The sequence below is a fragment of the Streptococcus sp. V913 genome (genome assembly GCF_054353455.1).
In genome coordinates, this window is the sequence record NZ_JBTHHX010000001.1 from 224,835 (window position 1) to 250,848 (window position 26,014).

Here is a 26,014-nt window from a genome sequence, read left to right on the forward strand (position 1 = left end):
TCCATCCCTACACCCCAGTTAGACTAGCCAAAAACCTTTCTTGGTTTGTAGAAATTGTCCTTTTTTTCTAGAATAGCTAGCAATGTATCTCCTTCAAAGGCAGCCAATTCTTGGTCTGTTTGGTCTAACTCGATAAAACGACCAAAGCGAATTTCTGTAGCTTGTTCTGGAGTTAGGGTAACTTTAACAAGATCCCCCGTTCCAATCTCTAGAGGATGGAGAAAGTCCAACTGACCAGCCTCCACTTTTGCAGCAATTTCGTCCAAGGTAAGAGCATCTTCCAGTTGTAAACCTGCAGCACTGGTTCGAGTCAGATGCGACATATGAGCCGCATAACCAAGCTTTCCTCCCAAGTCAACTGACAAGGTACGGATGTATGTCCCTTTACTACATTTCACACGAAAAGCAAAACGTGCAAGATGCCCATCATAAGAGATGGGACTTGTCCGTTCAAAGCTATAAATAGTTACCTGACGTTCTGGACGCTCCACTTCCTGACCAGCACGCGCATACTCATAGAGCTTGCGACCATTGACCTTGACAGCCGAGTACATAGGCGGAATCTGAGTAATAGGCCCAGTCAGACTGGCAATCGCTTCATCGACAATGGTTTCATCCAAGGGCGACAAAACAGGAGTCTCTGCGACCACTTCCCCACTAGCATCCTCGGTCGTCGTTGAATAACCGAGAGTAATCTCCCCCTCATAGACCTTGCCCTCATCCTGCATAAACTCGACCATGCGGGTCGCCTTGCCAACCGCAATGGGCAAAACACCCACCACATCCGGATCCAAGGTTCCACCATGACCAATTTTCTTAGTTCCCAAAATCTTACGCAGTTTAAAGACCGCATCGTGCGAGGTCATCCCCGCTTCTTTTTTTAAGTTAATAATACCGTTCATGTGTTGCTTTCTAGTTTCATTCATGAAATATCTTCTTCAAGAATTGTAATGTAATTATCTTTTGTAACAAAAGATTTGCTGCTTTTCTTCTAGTGTTGGATATACCTCGTTTATTTCCTTCTCCCGTTTTCATCAAAGTTTTTCTTCAATGCAATCTCTGTTGAAATCATCGCGCCAACTAAAGGGATTGTCTGAATCATCGTGATAATAAAGCCAACAGTACTCATTGTCTCCGTTCCCTTTTCAAAAACAATGGCCATGGCAATCACGGAGAGAGGTGCTGAAAGTAGTCCGCAAAGATACCATACTTTCCCCAAATATTGATTCGCAAACTTCCATGTTTCTTCATTTCTCATGGACCTTTTTGTTCGGTATCCGAAGAAATAATTGATTTCTTTCGGTGTTCTCCTGAAAAATAGCCAGCCAAATAAAAGCATAGTTAACGGAATAAGTAAAACTACGATTAGCATGAATATCCTAAATCCCATTTAAATTCCCTCCATTACTTTTACCTCTAAATGATAGATTCCGATCATGTCAGCAATCTGCTTGTCTTTTTGATCGATTTGATCCACTAGTTGAGTACGTTCACGCTAAAAATCATCGCGCAATTGCTCAATTTGACTTTGTAGCATTTTTTTACACGTGCGCTAGAACGTGCTATCCTATCAAATACATTTCTTACAAATCGCCCATTTGCATTTTTATTTTCAGGATTGTTACTATGTAATTCTAAATATTTTTTTAATGTTTCTTTTGCAGAATCATGCAAAATGTATTTATCATTTAATCTTTTTTCGTTTATAGCTTTAAGATTTCGTTTTTCGGAATCTGAAATATCCTTCTTGTCAATTTTTTTATTAGCTCTTTCAACTTGTTCTTTTAGATTTTTTTCTCTTACTTCTCTATCCTTTATATACTCGCTATTAGATTTTGCACCTTTACTTTTATTAAGTGATTCATTAGTTGCTGCTAAATTTTCCTTTTTGTTTGCTAAATCTGCAGTATCTATATCAGCAATCTTTCTCCAAGAATTTTCAAAAATTTGTTTACGTGCTACAACGTGATCCAAATTTGCGTTTTCATTTAATTTTAAAGTTTTTCCAGTATATTCATCCTTTAAATTTCCAGATTTTTGCTTTTCTTTCATAGCATTATTTGCATCAGTATACCTTTTATCTTTCATTATTTTAGCACCCTCTTCTTTTGTATAACCATTAGGATGTTTATCGTTATACTGCTTAAGAAGCGTGTCACTTGTCATATCTAAACCAATTTGATTCGCAAATTGATCCCAGATTTCATCTAAAATAACATCTCCTAATTTATCTGGTGAACTAATCTCTTTACATTCTAGTTCTAATTTTTCGAGATTAGAAAACTCCATTGTAAATTGCTGTTCCAATAGTTCTTCTAATTCGTCATAGTTTATATTTTTAGACTCATCTACTTCTTCAGTACCCAATACTAATAATTCATTTTCCACTGCTTCCTCACTCCCCCTTCAGCGCTTCAAATTTCGCTTTCATGGTTGGATTTTTTCGTGTCAGTTTTTTAACCGAAACATCTTCCAACTTGTTGTTAGCTAGACGGAGTTGGTTTTCAGATGTGGTTAGGAACTTTTTGACCTCTTCCATGCGTTTGATGGCCTTGTCGATTTCATCGATAGCTTTACCAAAGTTGGTTGAAGCTGAGTTGTAGTTTTTTGCAAAAGCTACTTTAAAGGCATCCAAGTCTTCCTCAAAGTTAGTGATATCAATGTTTTGCTCACGGACAAGCGCTAACTCTTGCTTGTATTTTAGCGAATTAAGCGCTGCATTTCGTAGGAGACCAATCAACTGGATAAAGAACTGAGGACGAACCACATACATCTTTTCATACTCGTGGCTGACGTCAACAATTCCTGTATTAAAGTAATCGTTATTGGCCTCAAGCATGGTCACCAAAACGGCATACTCACAGTTCTTCTCCCGACGGTCCTTGTCCAATTCTTTGTAAAAATCGGCATTCTTGTGCTTCTTCTCTGTTCCATCCGCTTCATTTTTCATTTCAAACATAATGGAAATGAATTCTAGACCATTTTCATCAAAATCACGGAAGATAAAGTCCCCCTTAGACCCACGCGCAGAGACCTTGTTATCCTTCTCAAAGTAGGCATTCGGAAAGGCAAAACTACGAACCTTATTGAACTCACTCTCTGCATACTGTTCCAAACTCTCCCCGATAGCTTTTGTAGATTGTTGAGCCTTGAAATTCTTATAAAACTCAACTTGTTCACTGGCTGCCTTGAGCTGAGCTTCGTAATTTTGCTTAACAGAAGCCAAAGACAGCTCATTTTCTTTTTCTTGCAAGAGGAGCTGATTTTTGACCTGATCCCGTTCTTTTTCTAAATCAGAGAGAGTCTTTTGCAGTTGGTTTTCATGCTCTAAACGCAAGGTCGCCAATTGGTTTTCCAAGGCCTGTACTTCCTTATCCTTTGCCAATAAAGCCTGATGACTTGTCTGTTCAACTTCTTTCTTGGCCAACTCTTTCTCTGTATCAAAGTTTTGGATTTGACTCTGCAATTGCGCAATTTCTTGGTCCTTCTGAGCCAGTTTAGTCTGTTGCTCATTCATGGCCTTTTGCTCAGCTAAGGCCAGCTCCTGCTTCATTCGATCGTGCAGTTCCTTATCAAACTCAGCTGTTCTCACTTGGGATAAAAGTTCGGCATACTGACTCTCATTTACTGTAAAGACTTCCCCACAGTTGGGACATTTGATTTCGTTCATAACCTTCCTCTTTCTAGACTTCTGTAACCATTATATCATGCCTGAGGAAAAATCAAAAACAGCGAGTCGAAACCCACTGTTTATATCTGTTACTTTAAATTTTTTCCAAGGCCAAACGCAAATCTTCAATCAAATCCTCTACATTTTCAAGTCCGATAGACAAGCGGATTTGGTTTGGTGTGACACCTGCTGCTTCTAGGTCTTTTTCTGACAATTGACCGTGAGTAGTTGTGGCTGGATGGACAACAAGCGATTTAGCATCTGCTACGTTTGCCAGGTCAGAGAAGATTTCCAAATTATCAATTACCTTGCGAGCTTCTGCCTCTCCACCTTTGACATGGAAGGTAAAGATTGAACCAACACCTTTTGGCAAATATTTCTCAGCCAAGGCATGATATGGACTGTCAGCTAGTTTTGGATAATTTACCTTCTCTACCTTAGGATGGTTGAAAAGGAAATCAACAATTTTCTCTGCATTTTGCACATGGCGTTCCACACGAAGAGAGAGAGTTTCAAGCCCTTGGAGCAAGAGAAAGGCATTAAATGGTGACAAGGCAGCACCTGTATCACGGAGCAATTGAACACGAACAGCGATAATAAAGGCTGCTGCACCTACATCACGAGTATAGCTCAAGTTGTGGTAACTTGGGTCTTCCTCAACAAATTGAGGGAACTTCCCTGAAGCCTCCCAGTCAAAACGACCACTATCGACAATCACTCCACCAATAGTCGTACCATGCCCACCGATAAACTTAGTTGCTGAGTGAATGGAAATATCTACACCGTGAGAGAAGACGTTAATCAAATATGGTGTGGCAAAGGTGTTGTCCGAAACGAGAGGAATCTGGTGTTTATGCGCAATCTCAGCCAATTTTTCCAAGTCAGGAATGTTAATCAAGGGATTCCCCAAGGTTTCAATCAAGACAAGCTTGGTATTGTCATTGATAGCTGCTTCTACTTCCTCCAAATTATCCACATCCACAAAGGTTGTTGTAATCCCATAACGAGGAAGGGTTTCTTTCAAGAGGTTGAAGGTCCCACCGTAAATAGTTGATGCAGCCACTACATGGTCACCTGCGTGAGCAAGCGCCAAAATAGTGTAGGTTACAGCAGCCATACCTGATGCTGTCGCTAGCGCTCCAACACCACCTTCAAGAGCAGCAATTCTTTCTTCAAAAGCTGCTGTTGTAGGGTTGGTAATACGAGTATAGATATTCCCTGGTTTTCTCAAGGCAAACAGATCTGCACCTTCCTGCGTGTCATCAAAAACGAAGGATGTTGTTTGATAAATCGGTACTGCACGAGACTTAGTTGCTGGATCAACTACTTGCCCAGCATGTAATTGTAGGGTTTCAAATTTAAAATCACGAGTCATAAGACGACCTCCAAATAGCTTCATTAGGGATATTGTATCATCTTGGGCTAGTCTTTTCCAATACCGTTTTTCTATATTTTGATATAAGGAACAACTATGACTAGTCTTACATATCAAACAAAAAAGCACGATTCACTCGTGCTCATTTCTTTAATCGACATAAGTATCTTCATTTTTGTTGAGGAAGGCGTATGGTAAGCCCATCAAGAGACCCCCACCAATAAAGTTTCCGACAAAGGTTACACCCCAGTGACGAAGAATATTAGGTATGTCAAAATTAGCAATTGAATCTGCTGCAACACTAAACTTAACAATCGCAAAAGAAGCAAAGTTCGCAGCAATGTGTTCGTTTGTTAAGAATACAAACATGTAAATTGCTGACAAAACAAGCCAAAGTTTAGCCCCACCGTCTTTCACCAAAACAAATGAAAGAATGGCAATGTTTACAAAGATATTGGCTAAAATACCTTCAAGTAAGACTAACTCATTGGAACGACCTAACTTCATCTCTACAACCCCTGAAATGAAGCTATCATGTGTTAGATTTGCATAGGCTGCTGAGTGGGCAAAGCCCCAACCTGCTATCAAAGCTCCGATAAGGTTGAACAAGGTACAGTAAAGCAAAATCTCAGCTGTTTTTCTCCAAGAGATTTTTTTCAAGAAACTACCAGCTGTTAAAAACATCATATTTGAAGTTACCAACTCGGCATTCAAGAAAACAATGTAGGCCAATCCCCAAGCAAAAACGAATGGGAAGAGGAAGCGACCACTGCCTGGTGCGATTTTATTTATCAAGTCAGCACCAACTGCACCTGCAGCCGTACTAAATGTCAGAAAAGCACCTGCAAACATGGAACGAATCGCATACTTAAACTTACTTTGGCTATAAAGACTTTCTTTCTTCTTACAAGCAAATTCAATCTTTGAGATAAATTCTGAAGAGACCATAAAAAAACTCCTAAAACTTTTATTTGTGAATATTATAACATAAAGCACGCATTTTGAAAAGCCTTTCTTGTATACGTTTTCTACAAAGAAAATCAATGCATTGGGGAATTCCATAAATCTCTCCTTTACCCATTAACAGAAAAACATTCCAATGTTTCAAATTGATCATCCAAAAATTCAAACTCAAATAGGTGCCAGTCATCGAATGTTTGCTCACAATAACTAACTGTTCCTTGATTGTAGTCAATGATAGGTTTCCCCAGCTTGTTCTTCACATCTTCCTCGCTGACTTCTCCATACATTTCCTTAAGATCAGCTAGCATGAAGTTGATAATTCTATTGAGATTTTCCTGATAATTTTTTGATAACAGTTCAACTTTATCTATAAAGTCACAATCAGGCTCTTCGTCCCAAACAAAGGTCACTCCCTCATGCTCATAAGTGTATTGCTGTAAACTCTCATCAAAATTCATTGTTCACTCTCCAAATCATTATCATTTACTAAAAATTTATTAACATTAATCAAAATGTTCAAATGTTTTCATAAAAATGTCTTCTACACGCACATACGATAAAATAACAACGCTTGCAATGATTAGAAGATATCATCAGAATGTTCACTTGCTTGTTGCACAAACTCGAAAATATTCGAAGATATGGGTTTCATTTCCAGTGAACCTAATGCCCCCAAATCATTCATATAAATAGTGTCGTCAGAATCTTTCTTTATAAAAAAAGCGACATCCCCATCTTGCCCAATCAGGAAAAAATCTGGTTCCCACTCTTCTATTTGGTAGGTGGAGTTTCTCTCTAGCAAATCTAGCCTCGAGTATAAGGTGATACCTGTATTCTCTATTACCAACTCTCCTGCTTTGTCGATTTTGCTCAAGAATTCTGCGTATAGGTTTGGAAGTACCAAGTCAATCTGATTATTCATTGTCAACTCTTCATCTATTTTTCCTACTGCGAAAGTCCTATATTTCATCTTCACTTAGTTCTCTAAAATGTGAAATATGATATCCAAAATAACACTTCCCCCGATTTTCCTATGAAGATTCAGTGTCCAGCCATATTGGCAATTTCTCCCAAGTATATCATAGGAAGGTCCTTGTCAAATGGAAAACTACTTGTTGTATCCTCTTTGAGCGTAGCTAAAGACTTTTCTCTTAACTGACTCATTATCTATCCTCTCTTATACTAGACATCCTTCGGTTTCTTACGATAAATCTTTCAACCTATTGACCAGTTTCCTTTCATATTGAAAAGATACCATTAAAGTTGAATGATCATCTTGCGAGTATCATACATTATCAAATTTTATAGTTTTCAATTTCTTCTCTACTCATGCCTACAAGTTCTGTCGTCCACAATCCTACAATGTCCGACAAGACTGAATCGCAGGTATACTCTTCTTCACCGTCTATATACTTACAGGAAAAGACAGGTTTCCTTGTCGCTGCTTGATAAAATGCCATGGCTACTTTTTCTAGTTTTTGGGGATTGAAATCAAGTGATAGTTTTTGAGCCATATTTCCTCGTACCAGATCCCAATTTTCCTGCTTAACCTGATAGCTTTCTCGTATTTTAGACACATAGCCCCTACAAAATGCTTTCAATAAGTCTGTATTCTGATAAAGATACTGACAGCTAAAATCCGAAATACAACCTGCGTGAAGTAGGAATGTCAGTAAGTCATCCAGACTTTCTGCTACTCTTCCCACTTGGCCCTCACTTCCGATAAAGCCTATGCTGTTATCTTCAAGAAAAACATATTCGCCCCCACTGCCATCCTGGGCAAATGCCTTACAGGCAAGAGAGTATTCCTCATTGTTCCCTGAAAACTGGACTTCACTTATCTTGTCATAAAAATAAATATCACATTCAGTCATCAGTAAGGTCCTTAACTGTTCATTTTCTCTGACTTCTTGTAGCTTATCCATGATCATTCCTTTCTTAAACTAAACACTTATCCATCTATTACAATTCTAATATGGTAGTTTTTAGTTTCATTCTTTAGATTCTTCACAAGGAGATCATTCTGTTTTGATTTGCCACAGAAAAATGATAGAGTCTTTCTGTTTTTCTGTTCAATAAACACATGATACCTTGCCCCATTCAATTTGACACTTCGAATATATTTGACTTCAATCCTTCTGATGTTATTCAGCGGAATGATTCGCTTCACAAATACGAAAGCATTGTGAATATAAAGTCTCCCATTGGCAATGTGAAATGGGGCAAAAAAATTACCACCACTACGACGGACAATTATAAAACGTCGCCAAAAGATTAGTAAAAGAATAGAGGCTAATAAGTAAAAGGCAAAACTAAAGACAGGACTTTCCCACATCGTTTTCATTCCAATCCAAAAATATTCGAACATGTATTATTCTCCTTTGACCGACGGTTCTATTTGACAAAAACCAGTGAAAAATACAATTCACTGGTTTTTGAGGTTAATAACGTTGTCTATACGGTTGATTAAAGGCCTTCAAAATATCCTCAGAAGTCTCTGAATAAGCTTTTGATTCTTTAAAAATCCCCTTAACAATTATACGCTCAGTCGCATTATAGTCCACACAAGTTACCAGCGTAATCTCCTTAACTCCTTCACGATCTTCGATTTCATCTACTCGGTCCGGAGTAACGTGTTTAACTTCCGTAATCTCATAAGTATAAACCTTATCCTTATCGGTCAGGTAAATTTTCATGCCCGCTTTGGCATTGACCAAAGGCGAAAAGAGCATCTGACTTGCATTTTCAGCAGTAAAGATGTGGTGGCTGGCTAGTGAATAATTGCCTTCCCCCATTTTCTGATTTGCTTTCATGGTCCCTGCCCCGTAGAACAAGTTTACATTATCCAAACCTTTAAAAATAGGCAGGTTGATCTCTACTTCAGGAATGGCAATCCCTCCTATAACTGGAAGTTGTTGAGCATCCCACTGGGCAGCTAACACCGCTTCTGATGAGATGGATTTGACAGAATCAAAATCAAAATTTCCCTCTGTTTCTTTATTCTCTTCAATCTTTTCCTTAGTCACCTGACTGACTTGGTATTTATTGGTGTTCCACACCATAAAGAGATCTCGAATCTTTGAATTAAAAATCAAAGCTAAGGATAAAAGAATTAAGAAAACCGCTAAAATATTGAGAAATAGATTCCTACGCTTATTCTTCTTACTTTTCGTTTTTTTATGAGACATTATGCTTTACCTTCTGTTTCGTTTTCAGTCCCAACTTCTTCTTTTTCTACCGCATCCACCGTTGTAAAGGTCACAATCTTGGCATCCTGGTCTAGACGCATCACCTTAACTCCCATAGTTGAGCGTCCTGTTTGTGAAATATTGGCAACGTTTGTTCGAATCATGACCCCTGTATCCGTGATAATCATCAGGTCTTCATCACCTTTAACAGTGAGGAGACCTGCCAGAGGACCATTCTTCTCAGCAACATTGGCTGTCTTCATCCCTTTACCACCACGACCTTTTGTTGGATATTCAGTTGCAAGAGTACGTTTACCATAACCTTTTTCAGTGATGATAAGGACCTCGTCCTGGTCAGTGATGACACTAGCACCAACTACAGTGTCTCCATCACGGAGGTTAACACCTCGGACACCTGTCGCGATACGGCTCATACCACGAACGGCTGATTGATTAAAGCGAACGGCATAACCAAACTTAGTACCAATGATGATATCTGTATCTTCTTCTGTCAGCAAGACATTAATCAGTTCATCTTCATCCTTGAGATTCAAAGCTTTAAGTCCATTTTGACGGATATTAGCAAATTCTTTAACACTGGTTCGTTTCACGATACCGTGACGGGTTGTGAAGAAGAGATAGGCGTCATCACTACGTTCAGATTTAACATTAATGATGGTTTGTATGCTCTCCCCTTCATCCAGCTTCAAAAGATTGACAACCGGCAATCCCTTAGCGGTACGACCATATTCAGGGATTTCATAACCTTTTAGTCGGTATACGCGTCCTTTATTAGTAAAGAAGAGCAAGTGATCATGGGTGCTGGTTGAAACCAACTCACGCACAAAGTCATCATCCTTAACTCCTGTACCTTGGACTCCACGACCACCACGTTTTTGAGCAGTAAATTCACCTTGGTCCAAACGTTTGATATAGCCCTTGTTAGAAAGAGTGATTAAGACATCTGACTCCTCAATCAAGTCTTCATCTTCAAGAGTTAAGGCTTCTCCAACCATCAACTCGGTACGACGTTTGTCACCAAATTTACGTTTTACTTCATCTAATTCATCTTTTATGATTTGCACTACGCGTTCTGGTTTAGCAAGAATATCGGTTAGGTCTGCAATCAAGGCAATCAATTCATCATATTCAGACTGAATCTTATCGCGTTCCAATCCTGTCAAACGACGAAGACGCATATCAAGGATAGCCTGACTTTGACGTTCAGAAAGCTTAAACTTGCTCATCAACTCAGCTTGTGCTTCCGCATCCGTTTCACTAGCACGGATGATACGGATCACTTCGTCTATATGGTCTAGCGCGATTAAAAGGCCTTCTAAGATGTGCGCACGCGCTTCTGCCTTTTCCTTGTCAAAACGAGTACGGCGAACAACCACTTCTTTTTGGTGCTCGATATAAGCATCCAAAATTTGACGAAGGGACAAAATCTTTGGTACGCCATTTTGAATAGCAAGCATATTGAAACCAAAGTTGGTTTGCATCTGGGTCATCTTGAAGAGGTTATTGAGGATGACATTTGCAGAAGCATCACGCTTCACTTCGATAATGAAGCGAACCCCTTCGCGGTTGGACTCATCACGTACAGCTGTAATGCCCTCAATTCGTTTTTCCTGAACCAAGCGAACAATATGCTCATGTACCTTGGTTTTATTGACCATATAAGGAAATTCTGTTACCACGATGCGCTCACGCCCTGTCTTAGTCGTCTCAATCTCTGTTCGAGAACGGAGGACAATGGAACCTTTACCAGTCTCATAAGCCTTATGGATACCTGATTTCCCCATGACAAGGGCACCAGTTGGAAAATCTGGACCAGGTAAGACTTCCATCAAGTCCTTAGTCGTCACTTCAGGATTGTCCATAAACAACTTCACCGCATCAATGGTTTCACCTAGGTTGTGGGGTGGGATATTAGTTGCCATCCCAACAGCGATACCAGTTGCCCCATTGACCAAAAGATTTGGAAAACGAGCTGGCAAAACCAAGGGTTCACGTTCGTTAGCATCGTAGTTGTCTACGAAATCAACTGTGTTTTTACTGATGTCACGAAGCATTTCAAGAGCAATCTTGCTCATACGAGCCTCAGTGTAACGCTGTGCGGCGGCACCATCCCCGTCCATGGAACCAAAGTTTCCATGTCCATCTACAAGCATGTAACGGTAGCTCCACCACTGAGCCATACGAACCATGGCTTCATAAATAGATGAATCCCCGTGTGGGTGGTATTTACCCATAACATCCCCTGTAATACGGGCTGATTTTTTATGAGGTTTGTCTGGTGTAACACCTAGTTCATTCATTCCGTAAAGAATACGGCGGTGAACAGGTTTTAAGCCATCTCGAACATCAGGAAGAGCACGCGCTACGATAACACTCATGGCGTAGTCGATAAAGCTAGTCTTCATCTCCTTTGTCAGATTGACATTCACTAAATTTTTATCCTGCATTAATAAATGCCTCATTTCACTATTAGTAATTAGGTATATTATACCATAAAATGTCCTTCATTTCAGTCTTTGAAAACCACTAAAACGTTTACATTTGGAAGTGAATATAATATCCGTGACAAAGTTTTTTAAAAGTGATAAAATGGAGGTGTATGGGAAATCCCAAAAAAAAATGAAGGAGACGTTTAGAAAAATGACTTCAACTAAACAACACAAAAAAGTGATCCTTGTTGGTGACGGTGCCGTAGGTTCTTCTTACGCTTTTGCACTTGTTAACCAAGGAATTGCACAAGAGCTTGGAATTATCGAAATTCCACAATTACACGAAAAAGCTGTTGGTGATGCGCTTGACCTTAGTCACGCCCTTGCCTTCACTTCACCTAAAAAAATCTACGCTGCTCAATACTCTGACTGTGCAGACGCCGACCTTGTTGTTATCACTGCAGGTGCTCCTCAAAAACCAGGCGAAACTCGCCTTGACCTTGTAGGTAAAAACTTGGCTATCAACAAATCAATCGTAACACAAGTTGTTGAATCAGGTTTTGATGGTATCTTCCTTGTTGCGGCTAACCCAGTTGACGTTTTGACTTACTCAACTTGGAAATTCTCTGGATTCCCTAAAGAACGTGTTATCGGTTCAGGTACTTCACTTGACTCAGCTCGTTTCCGTCAAGCACTTGCTGAAAAATTGGATGTTGATGCTCGTTCAGTTCACGCCTACATTATGGGTGAACACGGAGATTCTGAATTTGCGGTTTGGTCACATGCCAACATCGCTGGTGTAAACCTTGAAGAATTCCTTAAAGACACTCAACACGTTCAAGAAGCTGAATTGATTGAATTGTTCGAAGGTGTTCGTGACGCTGCCTACACAATCATCAACAAAAAAGGAGCTACCTACTACGGTATCGCAGTAGCACTTGCTCGTATCACAAAAGCAATCCTTGATGACGAAAATGCAGTACTTCCACTTTCAGTCTTCCAAGAAGGTCAATACGGTGTTAAAAACGTCTTTATCGGTCAACCAGCTGTTGTTGGTGCACACGGTATCGTTCGTCCAGTAAACATCCCATTGAACGACGCTGAAACTCAAAAAATGCAAGCATCTGCTAAAGAATTGCAAGCTATCATTGATGAAGCATGGAAAAACCCTGAATTCCAAGCAGCTTCTAAAAACTAATTAAAAGAAGGTTCCCAAACATGGGAACCTTTTTTCTTTTACTGTAAAGGCTTAAGCCCTATTTTTCAAAAGACTACTTATCTCAGAAGTTATATATCATATCAAAGACTCAGTTGAAAAATACCTAAATTTATACATATATAACTAAAAAAATGAAATCAACAGTGGTATGTGCCATGAAAAAGTATTCGTCTTTGCCCCAAAATGCCCCAAAGCAACAAAAAAAGCCTATTGACCAAGCTAGAAAGCTTGATACAATAGGCTTTTTCTAAATTCATTATTTAACAGCGTCTTTAAGAGCTTTACCAGCTTTGAATGCTGGAACTTTAGAAGCTGCGATTTCGATTTCTTTACCAGTTTGTGGGTTGCGACCTTTACGTGCAGCGCGTTCACGAACTTCAAAGTTACCAAAACCAATTAATTGAACTTTTTCACCAGCTGCAAGGTATTCAGTTACTGCTGCAAATACAGCGTCAACTGCTGCTGCTGAATCTTTCTTAGTCAAGTCTGTAGCTTCTGCCACTTTAGCGATCAAATCTTGTTTGTTTGCCATGTTAACAAATCCTCCAAATAATTTCTGATTAACAAATATAATCATATCCTAAAATTGCCCATAGGTCAAGTCAAAAGCGCCATTTCAAACATTTTTCTCTATTTTTTTAGGAATTATAGCGGATTAGAATTGCCCAAGCATTCTCTCCAGTATGAGTTTGAATAATAGAGCCAGTTTCCAGTACAGAGATTGGTTTCTCAACATAGGCTTGCAATAAACTCTTCATCTCATTTGCCCATTCATTCGTTCCAGCATAGGAAATTCCAATTTCTGCAACTGATTTATGAGTAAGGGCCACCGTTAACTCTTCAAGCCATTTTTTGAAAGTTTTCGCACCACGCCCTTTGACGATTGGTTGAAGTTCGTGGTTTTTCATCTGCATCACTACACGAATATTTAATAGTGAGCTCAATAGTCCCGTTACACGTCCAATACGCCCACCTTTCACTAGGTTTTCTAGAGTCGAAACACCGATATAAAGCTCTGTGTGATTCTTCACTTCTTCTATATGTGCCAGAATAGTTTCTAAATCTTTACCCTCTTTAGCAAGTTTTGCAGCTTCAACAACTTGAAACTTCATAGCCTGATCTGTAAAGGAACTATCAATAACAGTCACATTAGAACTTGAGAGGCTTGCGCCTTGGCGAGCAGCTTCAACCGTTCCAGACAAGGCATGAGACATATGAATAGCAACAACCTGACTGCCATCTTTTCCCAGCTCTTCAAAGACTTCAGCAAACACTCCCACAGGTGGTTGACTCGTTTTAGGGAGATTCTTGCTTTGTTGCATAAGATGAAGGAATTCCCCCTCTTTTAGATCAGCATCTGAGTAGAGTACGCCATCAATCATAACTGATAAGGGGACAATAGTGATATTTAATTCTTTAACTACTTCTGGTTCGATAGTAACAGAAGAGTCCGTTACAATTTTTACTTGTGTCATAAGTTCAATCTTTCTATTCTTCTCAATAGGATTGGGATTTTTCACTCTTATTATATCAAAAAAATGATAAAAAATCATAAGTGATCCAATTAAAAAAACTGAATTTTTGGTATAATCTATCTATAGAAAAGCGAGGAACAGCTATGATTCGAAAAGTTCAACCGATTATTACGATTATATTTGGAGCAGCTATCTATGCCTTTGGTCTCACCTACTTTGTTGTTCCTTATCATCTATTTGAGGGAGGGGCGACAGGTATTACCTTGATTACCTACTATCTTTTTAAAATCCCTGTCTCATTGATGAATCTCTTGATTAATATCCCTTTATTTATCCTAGCTTGGAAAATATTTGGACCTAAGACCCTCTACTCCAGCCTTCTGGGTTCTATTTCTCTCTCTATTTGGCTAGCAATTTTTGAGCGTATTCCTTTGCACATCGACTTGCAAGGGGATCTCATCATTGTCGCTTTGGTCTCAGGAGTCTTACTGGGGGTTGGTTTAGGAATTATCTTTAATGCTGGTGGAACCACTGGTGGTTCTGATATCGTTGCCCGTATCCTCAACAAATACACCAATATTTCGATTGGGAAATTGCTCTTTGGGATTGACTTTTTTATCCTAATGTTGATTTTGATTATCTTCCAGGATCTTCGTCTAGTTACCTATACCCTCTTGTTTGACTTTATCATCGCTCGCGTTATTGACCTTATTGGCGAAGGGGGTTACGCTGGCAAAGGATTTATCATCATTACTCAATATCCTGACCAACTGGCTGATAAGATTAATGAGGAACTTGGCCGTGGCGTTACCTTTATATCTGGTCAAGGATACTACAGCAAAAAGGATTTAAAAATTATCTACTGTATCGTCGGTCGAAACGAAATCGTAAAAATGAAAGATATGATTCACCAAGTCGATCCTCAAGCCTTTATCACCATCACTGAGGCTCATGAAATTCTGGGTGAAGGATTTACTTATGTGAAAGATTAAAAAAGCTGGGAATTCCCAGCTTTTATTTTTCTTCTGTAAGAGTTGAATGATGGTAACCGTAAGTAAAGTAAATGACTAACCCAACCACAAGAGCAATGCCAAAGGCAATCCAGGTATCTAGACTATATTGAAGCATAAAGGAAACACAGATAAGGATGGAAAGGATTGGCAAAAGTGGCACCAAAGGAGTTTTAAACTCTCCTTTTTGGGGCATTCCCTTATCTTTTCTGAGTTTTATTATTCCGTAGGCTAGCAAAATGAGATAAGCTAAGGTACAAATATTTAAGAAGGCTGCAATACTGGCTAGAGGAAATACTCCTGCAGCAAGGGCTGAAACAACTCCTGTTAAGAGGGTCGCATTTTTAGGAACGCGACTGGTCTTGCTTAGTTGTTTGAAACTTTGAGGTAAAAGTCCATCACGTGCTAAGCTATATATCATTCGAGACAAAGCATAAGTCATGGAAATACATACCGTTATCAGGGTTAGAATGGCTACAAGCGAAACATAATTTGCTGCCCAGCCGATACCAATACTCCGTAATGAAAATGCTACTGCATCGTCCACATTGAGCTTACTGTAGTGAACAATCCCTGTCAATACTAAAGTTACCAAGGCATAGAGAATGGTGACGATTGTTAGAGAAAGGACAATTCCACGAGGAATATTTTTTTGCGGGCTTTGGATTTCATCAACTGCCATGGAAATAGACTCAAATCCGAGAAATCCAAAGAACATCAAAGATGCACCTGCCATAATCCCAGTGCTTCCTCCATAAATCTGGCCAAAGCCAAAAGGAGCAAAATTCGACCAATTTTCAGGTTTGATGTACCAAATACCAACTAGGATAAATAAGGCTAGAGCAGAGAATTTCAAGATTACTAGAAGCGAATTAAAGCGTAAGGCTGCCTTGGAATTTAATAAAACCAATCCTGTTACCAAGGTCAGCACCAAAATAGGTAGAAGGTCGATATAGGTTCCTTGTTCAGGGTTGAAGGTGCCATTTAAGGCTTGGGGCATGGAAATACCATAATCACTGAGTAATCCCTTAAAGTAAGCTGCCCAGCCAGACGCCACACCTGAAACAGCTGTCATGAATTCCATGATGGTCAACCAGCCAGCAATCCAGGCTGGCAATTCTCCTAAAATCGCATAGAGATAACTATAAGCACCTCCAGTTGCAAGTACACGAGAGGCAAATTCTGCAAAAAAGAGAGCTGATAAAGAAACACATAAGGCAGAAATCACAATGGAAATCACTAGTGAGGGACCAGCTAGAGTAGCCGCCGCTGTTCCTGTAATGGTGAAAATCCCCGTCCCTACCATAGCACCGATTCCCAATAGAATCAAATCCCACAATTTCAAATGGCGACGCATCTCTGTCTGTCTCAGACTAACATCCTTGGTTCTAAAAATATTCATACTTCATCTCCACTAAATGTAATTGTTTTATTTTACCATATAAAAGCATTTTTGTGAATATTTATTAGGTTCTTTTTTGAAAAAAATTCTGAACAGAAAGGATTCCTGTTCAGATTTTGCATATTCTTATCCGACTGAACCTTCCATTTCATAGCTAATCAAGCGGTTCAGCTCAACCGCGTATTCCATTGGAAGTTCTTTTGTGAAGGGCTCTACAAATCCCATGACAATCATCTCGGTCGCCTCAGATTCTGACAATCCACGGCTCATGAGGTAATAGAGTTGTTCCTCTGAAATCTTAGATACCTTGGCTTCGTGCTCCAATGCAACTTGCGAGTTGTGGATTTCATTAAATGGAATGGTATCTGACGCTGATAAGTCATCCATGATAATGGTATCACACTCGATATGAGAAACAGATTTCTTCGAGTTCTTGTTGAAGGTTACTTGTCCACGGTAGTCCACCTTTCCTCCACCTTTAGCGATGGATTTAGACACGATAGACGAGCTTGTATGTGGAGCATTGTGAATCATCTTGGCACCCGTATCTTGGTGTTGCCCTGCATTAGCAAAGGCGATGGAGAGCATGGTTCCACGCGCACCTTCTCCATCTAGGTAAACAGATGGGTATTTCATGGTTGTTTTGGCACCCAAGTTACCATCAATCCACTCAACAGTCGCATCTTTCAAGGCTTTGGCACGTTTTGTTACCAAGTTATAGACATTATCAGACCAGTTTTGGATGGTTGTATAGCGCATGTAAGCTCCATCCAAAGCAAAGATTTCTACAATGGCAGCGTGCAAGCTATTGCTTGAATATGTTGGTGCTGTACATCCTTCTACGTAGTGGACGCTTGCTCCCTCATCAACGATAATCAAGGTACGCTCGAACTGACCTGTATTTTCGTTGTTGATACGGAAGTAAGTTTGAAGCGGAATATCTACCTTGACCCCTTTTGGTACGTAGATAAAGGTTCCACCAGACCACACTGCCGAATTGAGGGCTGCCAACTTGTTATCAGTCGGCGGTACCAACTTCGCAAAATATTGTTTGAACAAGTCTGGGTATTCCTTGAGGGCAGAATCTGTATCTGTAAAGATGATACCTAACTTCTCAAATTCTTCCTTCATGTTATGGTAAACTACTTCTGACTCATACTGGGCAGAAGCTCCAGCTAGATAGGCACGCTCAGCTTCTGGAATCCCGATACGTTCAAAGGTTTCTTTGATTTTTTCAGGAACTTCATCCCAAGAACGAGCAGGTTTATCAGATGGTTTTTGGTAGTAGATCAAATCATCAAAGTCAATCTCTGACAAGTCTGCTCCCCAAGTTTGCATGGGCATTTTCTTGAAGGTTTCATAAGACTTCAAACGGAACTCCAACATCCACTCAGGCTCACCCTTGGCAGCAGATAATTCACGAATAACACCTTCGTTGAGTCCTTTTCCTGTCGATAGGACAGGCTCTACATCGTCATGGAAACCAAATTTATATTCACCAAGGTCAATTGGTTTTGGTTCTACTCTTTCTTCAGCCATAATATCCTTTCTTTCATTATATATTTCTATGTTTCTTATTTATCTTCTTGATTTTCAATTGTCTTCTTAAGAGCGTTCCAAGCTAGGGTTGCACACTTGATTCGCTGAGGGAATTTAGCAACACCTGATAAGAAGGCAGCGTCTCCAAGTTGGTCTTGACGCTCATCTTTTTGCCCTTGTACCATTTCAGAAAAAATAGTTGCTAATTCTAAAATCTCTTGCTTTGTTTTACCTAAAACTGCATCTGTCATCATGCTAGCAGAGGCAGTTGAAATCGTGCATCCTGAGTTTAGAAAAGCGATATCTTCCAAACGATTCTCTGCATCAAACTTGACAGAGAGATTGATGACATCCCCACAGGTTGGATTGTTGAGACTGATTTGCTCAGCGTCTTCTAACTTCCCTTGGTGATGGGGGTTTTTCGAATGGTCCGCTACCACTGCCATATAAAGGCTATCTAGTTTAGAAAGTGCCATTGAAAAACTCCTTTGTCTTTTGTAGGGCATCGACTAGTTTGTCACAATCTGCCTTAGTATTGTAGATATAAAAACTTGCACGAGCTGTTGCTGGGACTTCCAAATATTGGAGCAAAGGTTGAGCGCAATGATGACCCGCACGAACTGCTACTCCTTCATAATCCAAAGCGGTCGCAAGGTCGTGAGGATGGAGATCACCTAGGTTAAAGGCAATAACACCCGAACGTTGAGCCAGGTCCTGAGAACCATAAATGGTCAGTCCTTCAATTGCCTGAAGTTTTGGATAGACGTAGGCTATCAATTCTTGTTCATGGACTTCAATGACATCCATGCCAATTTTTTCTAGATAATCCACTGCAGCAGCAAGCCCAATTGCACCAGCCATATTAGGAGTTCCAGCCTCAAATTTCCAAGGCAATTCCTTCCAACTAGCAGATTGCTCATAGACGAAATCAATCATTTCGCCGCCAAATTCTACTGGAGACATTTGCTCAAGATACTTTTCTTTGCCGTAAAGAACACCAATACCAGTCGGACCAGCCATCTTGTGACCTGAAAAGGCAAAGAAGTCTACATCCAAGTCCTGGACGTCAATCTTCATATGAGGCGTAGATTGAGCACCATCCACCACCATAATAGCACCAACTTTATGTGCCATTTGAGTGATTTCCTTGATCGGATTAACCACTCCAAGAACGTTTGATGCGTGAGCTAGTGAAACAAACTTAACTTTGTCAGTCAATTTAGAACGCAAGTCATCCATATCCAGAGCTCCATCCTTGAGATAGACATAGACAAGCTCCGCTCCAGTCTTGCGGCAGGCCTCCTGCCAAGGAATGATATTGGAGTGGTGTTCCATGACAGAAATCAAGACCTGGTCTCCCTCAGTCAAGATTTCTTCAGCATAACGTGCTACCCAGTTAAGACTGGTCGTCGTTCCTCTGGTAAAGAGAACCTCCTTTGTAGAACCAGCATTGATAAACTTACGAATAGTCTCACGCGCAGCTTCATAAGAAGCAGTCGCTCTCTCAGCCAATGTATGAACACCACGGTGAACATTGGCATTGTCCTCCTCATAGTAGCGGTTGATCGCTTCCAGAACTGCTAGTGGTTTTTGTGTCGTCGCAGCATTGTCCAGATAGACCAGTGGTTCATCGTTAACGATCTGGTCTAAAATCGGAAAATCCTTGCGAATCGCTTCTACATCTAACATAGGCTTCCCCTTAGCGTTTTGACAATTTTTCTTCGATGGTTGCTATCATTTCATCACGAACTTCCTTGACAGGGATCTCAACGATAACGGATCCAAGGAACCCACGAACAACCAAGCGTTCTGCAGTTGCCTTGTCCAAGCCACGGCTCATGAGGTAGTACATGTCTTCAGGATCCACCTGACCGATAGAAGCCGCGTGGCCTGCAGTAACATCATTTTCATCAATCAAAAGAATTGGGTTGGCATCAGAACGCGCTTGGTCTGAAAGCATCAGAACTCGACTTTCTTGTTGGGCATCTGCTCCCTTAGCACCCTTAATAATGTGGCCAATACCATTGAAGGTCAAAGTTGCTTTTTCAAGGATAACCCCATGTTGGAGGATATTTCCGATAGAGTTGCACCCGTAGTTAGTTACACGAGTGTCAATCCCTTGCACCTGACGACCACTTGAAAGAGCTACGACTTTAAGGTCAGCATGGCTACCATTTCCAATCAAGTCACTATCAAAGTCCGCAACGACATTTCCTTCGTTCATGACACCAATTGCCCAGTCAATGCTTGCATCGTTGCCTAGTTTACCACGACGGCTAATGTAGGCAGTGACATTTTCACCTAAGCGGTCAATCGCAGCAAACTTGACTTGCGCACCAGAACGAGCAATCACTTCAACTGTGATATTGGCAGTTGCTTTTGCACTACCTTCGCCACGTGATTCTAAACGTTCAAGATAGCTAATTTTAGAGTTTTTACCAGCGATAATGAGGATATGCTTGTTAAATGGTACATCGCTATCACTGTCTTGGTAGAAAATTCCTTCAATGGGCTCTGCAATCTCAACATTATCAGGAATGTAGAGAACAGCACCACTGTTAAAGTAGGCTGTGTGATAAGCTGCTAATTTATCATCGTCATATTTAACAGACGACATGAAGAATTCCTCAATAAGCTCTGGAATTTCTTCTAAAGCTGAGTGGAAGTCTGTAAAGACAACCCCTTGTTCAGCCAATTCAAGTGGAATTTGTTCAAAAACAGTTTGAGTCCCTACTTGAACCAATTTCAAGTGATTATCTAGAGCTGTGAAGTCAGGAACATTTGCTGATGGTTCGCTTTCTGTAATGGTTCCATCTCCAAGATTCCAACGGTGAAATTTCACACGCTCGATGACTGGTAACTCCAAACTCTCAATCTTATCAAAAGCTTTTTGACGGAGGTCTGACAACCAGCTTGGTTCAGCGTGCGTTTCTGAAAAAAGTTTAATAGTTTCTTTAGTCATTTACTTCTCCTAAAAGATACGAGGGAATTACAATTCTTCCTTGTAGTCGTAGCCAAGTTCTTCAGCTAGTTTTGCGTATCCTTCACGTTCCAAACGGGCTGCTAATTCTGGACCTCCAGAAAGGACCACACGACCTTCCATCATCACATGTACCACATCAGGTGTGATGTAGTTCAAAAGACGTTGGTAGTGAGTGATGATCATAGCACCAAAGCCTTCACCACGCATAGCATTCACACCTTTCGATACAACTTTAAGGGCATCAATATCAAGACCTGAGTCAATCTCATCCAAAAGGGCAAAAGTTGGTTCCAACATCAAGAGTTGAAGAATTTCATTGCGTTTTTTCTCACCACCAGAGAAGCCTTCGTTGAGGTAACGTTCTGCCATTTCTTCTTTCATGTTGAGCAATTCCATTTTCTCGTCTAGTTTAGTGATGAACTCACGAACTGAAATCTTTTCATCATCTTCTTTTCCAGCATTCATGGCTGCACGCAGAAACTCTGCGTTAGTAATTCCAGGGATTTCTGATGGGTACTGCATAGCCAGGAAAAGTCCCATACGCGCACGCTCGTCCACTTCCAACTCAAGGATATTTACACCATCAAACAAGACCTCACCTTTTGTGACTTCATAGTTGGGGTTTCCCATGATAGCAGCAGAAAGAGTCGATTTACCAGTACCATTTGGTCCCATAATGGCTGCGATTTCTCCAGTTTTCAGAGTCAGATTGACTCCTTTCAAAATTTCTTTTCCTTCAATCTCAACGTGAAGATCTTTGATCTCTAATACTGACATGATAGTTCCTTTCTTTTTCAAACATTTTGCTCAATACCTTAGGAAATTGCTTACAATCCCTAAAAAATAGGACAAAAGGTCAATAAATATACTCTACTAGTATAACAAAAAAAAGCCTAAAAGGCTTTTATTTTGTTTAGAAGCTGGGGGCTAATCCTTGCGGTTTAGGTGCTGATCAATAGCGTCTACAATTTTTCCCATCAGGTAGCTTAACCTAAAGTTTCGAAAGAGTAAAATCGCCCAAAAAGCTGCCATAACGTAGCGACCAGTCATCAAGGATTCATTGAAGAAATAAGTCTCAGCTGCCGTGAATAACGCTATTATGATAAATTGTTGTCTATTCATAAGATTATTGTATCATGAAATCCACTTTTAGTCTTCTTCAACCATGACTTTATCAGCTAGAAATTCAAATCCTTCTGGAATCAGACTCTCTTCTTCCACCTCTTGGTCAGCTTGAGAAGACTTATTTTTAGCTGAAAATGCTGCTCGAACCTCTTTCCATTCCTCTAAGGAAATGGCTAATATTTCAGGTGAAAATCCTGCTGCCTGGCTGAGAATATTGCCAAATATGGTATTGAGGTTATCCCTTTTCATGGTTTGCCCAGCATTGAAATTAGACTCAAAGGCTAAAATAGCATGGTGTTCATTGGCCGCAACTGGCTGAGAACCAACGAGCAGAGCCTTATCCGGACCAGCTAAGCTTTCAATCACTTCTCCCCATGCATTTTGGAGGCGAATCAAGTTTTGCCGTGCCAAATCAGGATTTTCGACAGCTTCTTGCAGGATAGTCTGAACTTTGTTGCGATCCACTCGATAGACTGTCTTGGAAGTGACTGGACGGCTAGGAACTGGCACCACTTGTTTAGGAGCTGTTTCAACATTGGCAAGTTCTTGTTTGAGACGAGCGACTTCCTGTCTCAGTGCAGCTATTTCGCCTTCGACAGCTTCTGAAAGCACTGGTTCAGGCTTAATCTCAGCTAAACGAATGGTCATCATCTCAGCATAAATCTTAGGTTGCAGGCTTGCTTTCATATCTGCCAAGCTCACAGTCGCTATTCGAATCATTTCAAAGAGGCCTCCCTGAGATAAAGCTAGATTGTCCTTAAAAACTGGACTATGATGAGTATTTTCGCCACCCGTCTGGACGACCAGTAAATCACGCAAATACTGCAAGAGATCCGTCACAAAACGAGTCATGCTCTTGCCATTCTCAAATAAAAGATTCAAAGAATCAAGTGCTTTTGGAACATCCTGTTGAGACAAGGCAGCTACATAGTCATCTAGTGCTGATAAACTAATGGTGCCTGTAATCTCCTCAGAGATAGCAGTCGTGAGCTCGTTTCCCTGTGTTAAACTCAAAGCTTGATCCAGAATGGACAAGGCATCCCGCATTCCACCTTCAGCTCGTCTGGCAATGATTTCCACAGCCTCCGGTTCAGAACTGATATTTTCTTTTTCTAGAATATGATAAATATGCTCCTTGATATCTTGAGTTTTAATCGATTTGAACTCAAAACGTTGAACACGCGATAAAATGGTTGCAGGAATCTTATGCAATTCAGTGGTCGCCAAGATAAAGACAACATTCTGAGTTGGCTCCTCAAGAGTCTTCAAAAGCGCATTGAAGGCTCCCGTAGACAGCATATGGACCTCGTCAATAATATAGACCTTGTAACGTGCTAAGCTAGGTGCATAGGTAGATTTGTCACGAATTTCACGGATTTCATCGACTCCGTTATTCGAAGCTGCATCCATTTCGATAACATCTTCTAGGCTACCTTCTGTCACTGCCTGACAGATATAGCAGTGATTACATGGTTCTCCATCCACTTGATTTGGGCAGTTCATGGCCTTGGCAAAAATCTTGGCTACGCTAGTTTTCCCAGTTCCACGAGGGCCTGAGAAGAGATAGGCATGACTAATCTTTTCCTGCTCGACCGCTTGTTTTAGGGTTTTAGCCACAACCTCTTGACCTACCAGTTGTGAAAAAGTTTGGCTTCTATATTTTCGATAAAGTGCTTGATACATTAGGCTTTCTCCTCAAACATCGTAAAGTCCCATTCTGTCTTCTCAAGCAAAATAGCGACAAATTGTTCCAAGTAATCACGGTCAATGGCATTGTAATCATCAATAAGTGAAGAATCCAGGTCTAAGACACCCAGCAATCGACCATTCTTGAGCATGGGAACTACGATTTCACTCTTGGCCATACTATCACAAGAAATGTAGTTTGGATAGGTGCTCACATCGCCAACTAAAACAGTCTCTTGAAACTCAGCAGCTTCTCCACATACGCCTTTTCCAAGCGGAATGCGAATACAAGAAACACCACCCTGAAAAGGACCTAAAACCAACTCGCTACCATCAAACAGATAAAAACCTGCAAATACAGTATTCGGAAAGCGAGATTTTAGGAGGGCACTAGCATTCGAAAGATTGGCAAGAACATTGCTCTCACCTTCAAGTAAATAAGAGAGTTCCTCATTTAACAATTGATATTGTGATTGTTTTTCTGAATCTAACATAGAACTATTATATCAAAAATGGGAAAGAGACAAAAGAAAAATCCCTTGTTTTAAACAAAGGATTTTGCGATTATCAATTTGATTAAAGTTCGATATCACCGAACAAGTCAGCCATTGAGAATCCTGTTTGTGTTTCTGGAAGTTCGAAATCACGTTTTTCTTGACGTTTTGGACGACGTGGACGAGCAGCACGTTTTTCTTCTTTTTGTCCTTCTTCTTGAGCTGGACGTTCTTCAAGAGCTTTGATAGAAAGTGATACACGTTCTGCGTCAGCGTTAACATCAAGGACTTTAACAGTAACTTCTTGACCAACAGTAAGAGCTTCTTTTGGATTTTCGATACGTTTGTGTGAAATTTGTGATACGTGAACAAGTCCATCGATACCTGGCAATACTTCAACAAATGCACCGAAGTCAGTCAAACGTTTAACTGTTCCTTCTACTACATCACCTTTAGCCAATTTTTGCTCAACGCCATCCCATGGTCCAGGTGTTGTTGCTTTAAGTGAAAGGGATACGCGTCCTTCTTCTTCATTAAGATCAAGGACTTTAACTTCGATTTCTTCACCAACAGTTACAACTGATTTAGGTGATACGTTACGTTCGTGTGACAATTCAGTCAAGTGAACCAATCCGTCAACACCACCGAGATCGATGAAAGCACCGAAGCTAGTGATACGAGCAACTTTACCAGTTACGACATCACCAACAGCCAATTTACTGAATACTTCAGCACGAGCTGCTGCAGTAGCTGCTTCAACAACTTCACGACGTGAAAGGATGAAGCGGTTTTCTTTAGGATCAACTTCTTTGATCTTAGCATCAAATTCTTGACCTACGAAACGCTCAGTGTTACGTACGAAACGAGTATCCAACATTGAAGCTGGGATGAATCCACGAACACCTTCAAATTCTACTGAAAGTCCACCTTTAACGGCACGAGTTCCTTTAACAGTAACAACTTCTTCTTCGCGTCCTACAAGTTTGTCCCATGCTTTGCGAGCTTCAAGGCGTTTTTTAGATACAAGGTATGTAACTGTATCAGTATCTTTACCAACTACTTGACGAAGTACAAGAACATCCAATACTTCTCCTACTTTCACAAAGTCATTGATATCTGCATCGCGATCGTTTGTCAATTCGCGAAGAGTCAAGACACCTTCAACACCAGTCCCAGAGATTGCAACGTTAGCTTGAGTCGCATCAACTGTCAATACTTCAGCACTAACAACATCACCAGGCTCAACTTGGCTAACGCTATTTAGCAAATCTTCAAATTCGTTCATCTAAAAAATCCTCCAACAATCAAGTCTTTCCAAACTTGACATACTTATAATTTTTTTCCTAAGCACCCGCAAGGACATGTTCATATCGTTCACGTCTATCAATTATAAAAATAAAATACCCTAAGATATTTTTCTTTTTATCTTGAACTT

At 40.4% G+C, this 26,014-nt stretch carries 27 protein-coding genes; 2 read left to right on the forward strand and 25 right to left on the reverse strand.

Going from position 1 to position 26,014, the window contains the following annotated elements; genetic code table 11:
* Positions 1–23: 23 nt before the first annotated feature.
* From truB to gyrA, 13 genes are all read right to left on the reverse strand, one after another.
* Positions 24–902: a tRNA pseudouridine(55) synthase TruB gene (gene truB, locus ACXYSL_RS01100; RefSeq protein WP_084939900.1), complete on the reverse strand. Its 879-nt coding sequence runs from the start codon at positions 900–902 to the stop codon at positions 24–26.
* 110 nt (positions 903–1,012) lie between these two features.
* Complete coding sequence (locus tag ACXYSL_RS01105; protein WP_000506903.1) at positions 1,013–1,390, reverse strand: SdpI family protein; 378 nt, start codon at positions 1,388–1,390, stop codon at positions 1,013–1,015.
* 86 nt (positions 1,391–1,476) lie between these two features.
* The gene (locus ACXYSL_RS01110; RefSeq protein ID WP_084873226.1) at positions 1,477–2,388 is read right to left on the reverse strand and encodes a hypothetical protein; all 912 of its coding nucleotides are present in this window, start codon (positions 2,386–2,388) and stop codon (positions 1,477–1,479) included.
* A gap of 7 nt (positions 2,389–2,395) precedes the next feature.
* Entirely contained in the window at positions 2,396–3,670 is a 1,275-nt protein-coding gene (locus tag ACXYSL_RS01115) for a DUF2130 domain-containing protein (RefSeq protein ID WP_084873228.1), read from the reverse strand.
* Positions 3,671–3,764: 94 nt separating this feature from the next.
* On the reverse strand, positions 3,765–5,045 hold the full coding sequence (locus tag ACXYSL_RS01120; protein WP_212576439.1) for an O-acetylhomoserine aminocarboxypropyltransferase/cysteine synthase family protein: 1,281 nt from the start codon (positions 5,043–5,045) through the stop codon (positions 3,765–3,767).
* Positions 5,046–5,195: 150 nt separating this feature from the next.
* Positions 5,196–5,993 (reverse strand): formate/nitrite transporter family protein, encoded by a 798-nt coding sequence (locus ACXYSL_RS01125; protein ID WP_000254787.1) that lies wholly within the window; start codon positions 5,991–5,993, stop codon positions 5,196–5,198.
* Positions 5,994–6,118: 125 nt separating this feature from the next.
* A complete protein-coding gene (locus ACXYSL_RS01130) occupies positions 6,119–6,466 on the reverse strand; it encodes a hypothetical protein (protein ID WP_001008305.1) in 348 nt (115 codons plus the stop codon).
* Between the two features lie 122 nt (positions 6,467–6,588).
* Complete coding sequence (locus ACXYSL_RS01135; protein ID WP_458623732.1) at positions 6,589–6,930, reverse strand: hypothetical protein; 342 nt, start codon at positions 6,928–6,930, stop codon at positions 6,589–6,591.
* Between the two features lie 119 nt (positions 6,931–7,049).
* A complete protein-coding gene (locus ACXYSL_RS01140) occupies positions 7,050–7,172 on the reverse strand; it encodes a hypothetical protein (RefSeq protein WP_458623733.1) in 123 nt (40 codons plus the stop codon).
* 131 nt (positions 7,173–7,303) lie between these two features.
* Positions 7,304–7,933: a hypothetical protein gene (locus ACXYSL_RS01145; protein WP_458623734.1), complete on the reverse strand. Its 630-nt coding sequence runs from the start codon at positions 7,931–7,933 to the stop codon at positions 7,304–7,306.
* A gap of 26 nt (positions 7,934–7,959) precedes the next feature.
* Positions 7,960–8,376: a hypothetical protein gene (locus tag ACXYSL_RS01150; protein ID WP_458623735.1), complete on the reverse strand. Its 417-nt coding sequence runs from the start codon at positions 8,374–8,376 to the stop codon at positions 7,960–7,962.
* 73 nt (positions 8,377–8,449) lie between these two features.
* On the reverse strand, positions 8,450–9,196 hold the full coding sequence (locus ACXYSL_RS01155; RefSeq protein ID WP_458623736.1) for a class A sortase: 747 nt from the start codon (positions 9,194–9,196) through the stop codon (positions 8,450–8,452).
* Complete coding sequence (gene gyrA / locus ACXYSL_RS01160; RefSeq protein WP_458623737.1) at positions 9,196–11,664, reverse strand: DNA gyrase subunit A; 2,469 nt, start codon at positions 11,662–11,664, stop codon at positions 9,196–9,198. Before gyrA ends, ACXYSL_RS01155 begins: the two co-directional genes overlap by 1 nt.
* A gap of 193 nt (positions 11,665–11,857) precedes the next feature.
* Here gyrA and ACXYSL_RS01165 point away from each other — a divergent pair, with 193 nt between their 5' ends.
* Positions 11,858–12,844: an L-lactate dehydrogenase gene (locus ACXYSL_RS01165; protein WP_125449308.1), complete on the forward strand. Its 987-nt coding sequence runs from the start codon at positions 11,858–11,860 to the stop codon at positions 12,842–12,844.
* Positions 12,845–13,121: 277 nt separating this feature from the next.
* On the opposite strand, the gene ACXYSL_RS01170 is transcribed toward ACXYSL_RS01165, so the two are convergent.
* Positions 13,122–13,397: an HU family DNA-binding protein gene (locus ACXYSL_RS01170; RefSeq protein ID WP_001284630.1), complete on the reverse strand. Its 276-nt coding sequence runs from the start codon at positions 13,395–13,397 to the stop codon at positions 13,122–13,124.
* A gap of 106 nt (positions 13,398–13,503) precedes the next feature.
* Positions 13,504–14,340 carry a DegV family protein gene (locus ACXYSL_RS01175; RefSeq protein WP_458623738.1) on the reverse strand — a complete coding sequence of 279 codons (837 nt, stop codon included), beginning with the start codon at positions 14,338–14,340 and terminating at the stop codon, positions 13,504–13,506.
* A gap of 143 nt (positions 14,341–14,483) precedes the next feature.
* On the opposite strand from ACXYSL_RS01175, the gene ACXYSL_RS01180 reads away from it, so the two are divergent.
* Positions 14,484–15,332 (forward strand): YitT family protein, encoded by an 849-nt coding sequence (locus tag ACXYSL_RS01180; protein WP_458623739.1) that lies wholly within the window; start codon positions 14,484–14,486, stop codon positions 15,330–15,332.
* 22 nt (positions 15,333–15,354) lie between these two features.
* Here ACXYSL_RS01180 and ACXYSL_RS01185 read toward each other — a convergent pair whose 3' ends face one another.
* The 10 genes from ACXYSL_RS01185 to rpsA form a co-directional block, all read right to left on the reverse strand.
* Positions 15,355–16,752: an APC family permease gene (locus ACXYSL_RS01185; RefSeq protein WP_458623740.1), complete on the reverse strand. Its 1,398-nt coding sequence runs from the start codon at positions 16,750–16,752 to the stop codon at positions 15,355–15,357.
* Between the two features lie 126 nt (positions 16,753–16,878).
* A complete protein-coding gene (gene sufB / locus ACXYSL_RS01190) occupies positions 16,879–18,291 on the reverse strand; it encodes a Fe-S cluster assembly protein SufB (RefSeq protein WP_000797070.1) in 1,413 nt (470 codons plus the stop codon).
* 35 nt (positions 18,292–18,326) lie between these two features.
* Positions 18,327–18,767, reverse strand: a complete 441-nt coding sequence (sufU, locus tag ACXYSL_RS01195; RefSeq protein ID WP_458623741.1) for a Fe-S cluster assembly sulfur transfer protein SufU — start codon at positions 18,765–18,767, stop codon at positions 18,327–18,329.
* A complete protein-coding gene (locus tag ACXYSL_RS01200; protein WP_458623742.1) occupies positions 18,754–19,980 on the reverse strand; it encodes a cysteine desulfurase in 1,227 nt (408 codons plus the stop codon). The genes sufU and ACXYSL_RS01200 overlap by 14 nt, the downstream gene beginning before the upstream one ends.
* Positions 19,981–19,990: 10 nt before the next feature.
* Positions 19,991–21,253: a Fe-S cluster assembly protein SufD gene (sufD, locus tag ACXYSL_RS01205; RefSeq protein ID WP_295588686.1), complete on the reverse strand. Its 1,263-nt coding sequence runs from the start codon at positions 21,251–21,253 to the stop codon at positions 19,991–19,993.
* 27 nt (positions 21,254–21,280) lie between these two features.
* Complete coding sequence (gene sufC / locus ACXYSL_RS01210) at positions 21,281–22,051, reverse strand: Fe-S cluster assembly ATPase SufC (protein ID WP_000114489.1); 771 nt, start codon at positions 22,049–22,051, stop codon at positions 21,281–21,283.
* A 150-nt stretch (positions 22,052–22,201) separates the two neighbouring features.
* On the reverse strand, positions 22,202–22,396 hold the full coding sequence (locus ACXYSL_RS01215; protein WP_001081604.1) for a DUF3272 family protein: 195 nt from the start codon (positions 22,394–22,396) through the stop codon (positions 22,202–22,204).
* Positions 22,397–22,423: 27 nt separating this feature from the next.
* On the reverse strand, positions 22,424–24,082 hold the full coding sequence (dnaX, locus tag ACXYSL_RS01220) for a DNA polymerase III subunit gamma/tau (RefSeq protein ID WP_458623743.1): 1,659 nt from the start codon (positions 24,080–24,082) through the stop codon (positions 22,424–22,426).
* A complete protein-coding gene (locus ACXYSL_RS01225) occupies positions 24,082–24,579 on the reverse strand; it encodes a GAF domain-containing protein (protein ID WP_000887141.1) in 498 nt (165 codons plus the stop codon). The genes dnaX and ACXYSL_RS01225 overlap by 1 nt, the downstream gene beginning before the upstream one ends.
* A gap of 82 nt (positions 24,580–24,661) precedes the next feature.
* Complete coding sequence (rpsA, locus tag ACXYSL_RS01230) at positions 24,662–25,864, reverse strand: 30S ribosomal protein S1 (protein ID WP_001001620.1); 1,203 nt, start codon at positions 25,862–25,864, stop codon at positions 24,662–24,664.
* Positions 25,865–26,014: the final 150 nt, after the last annotated feature.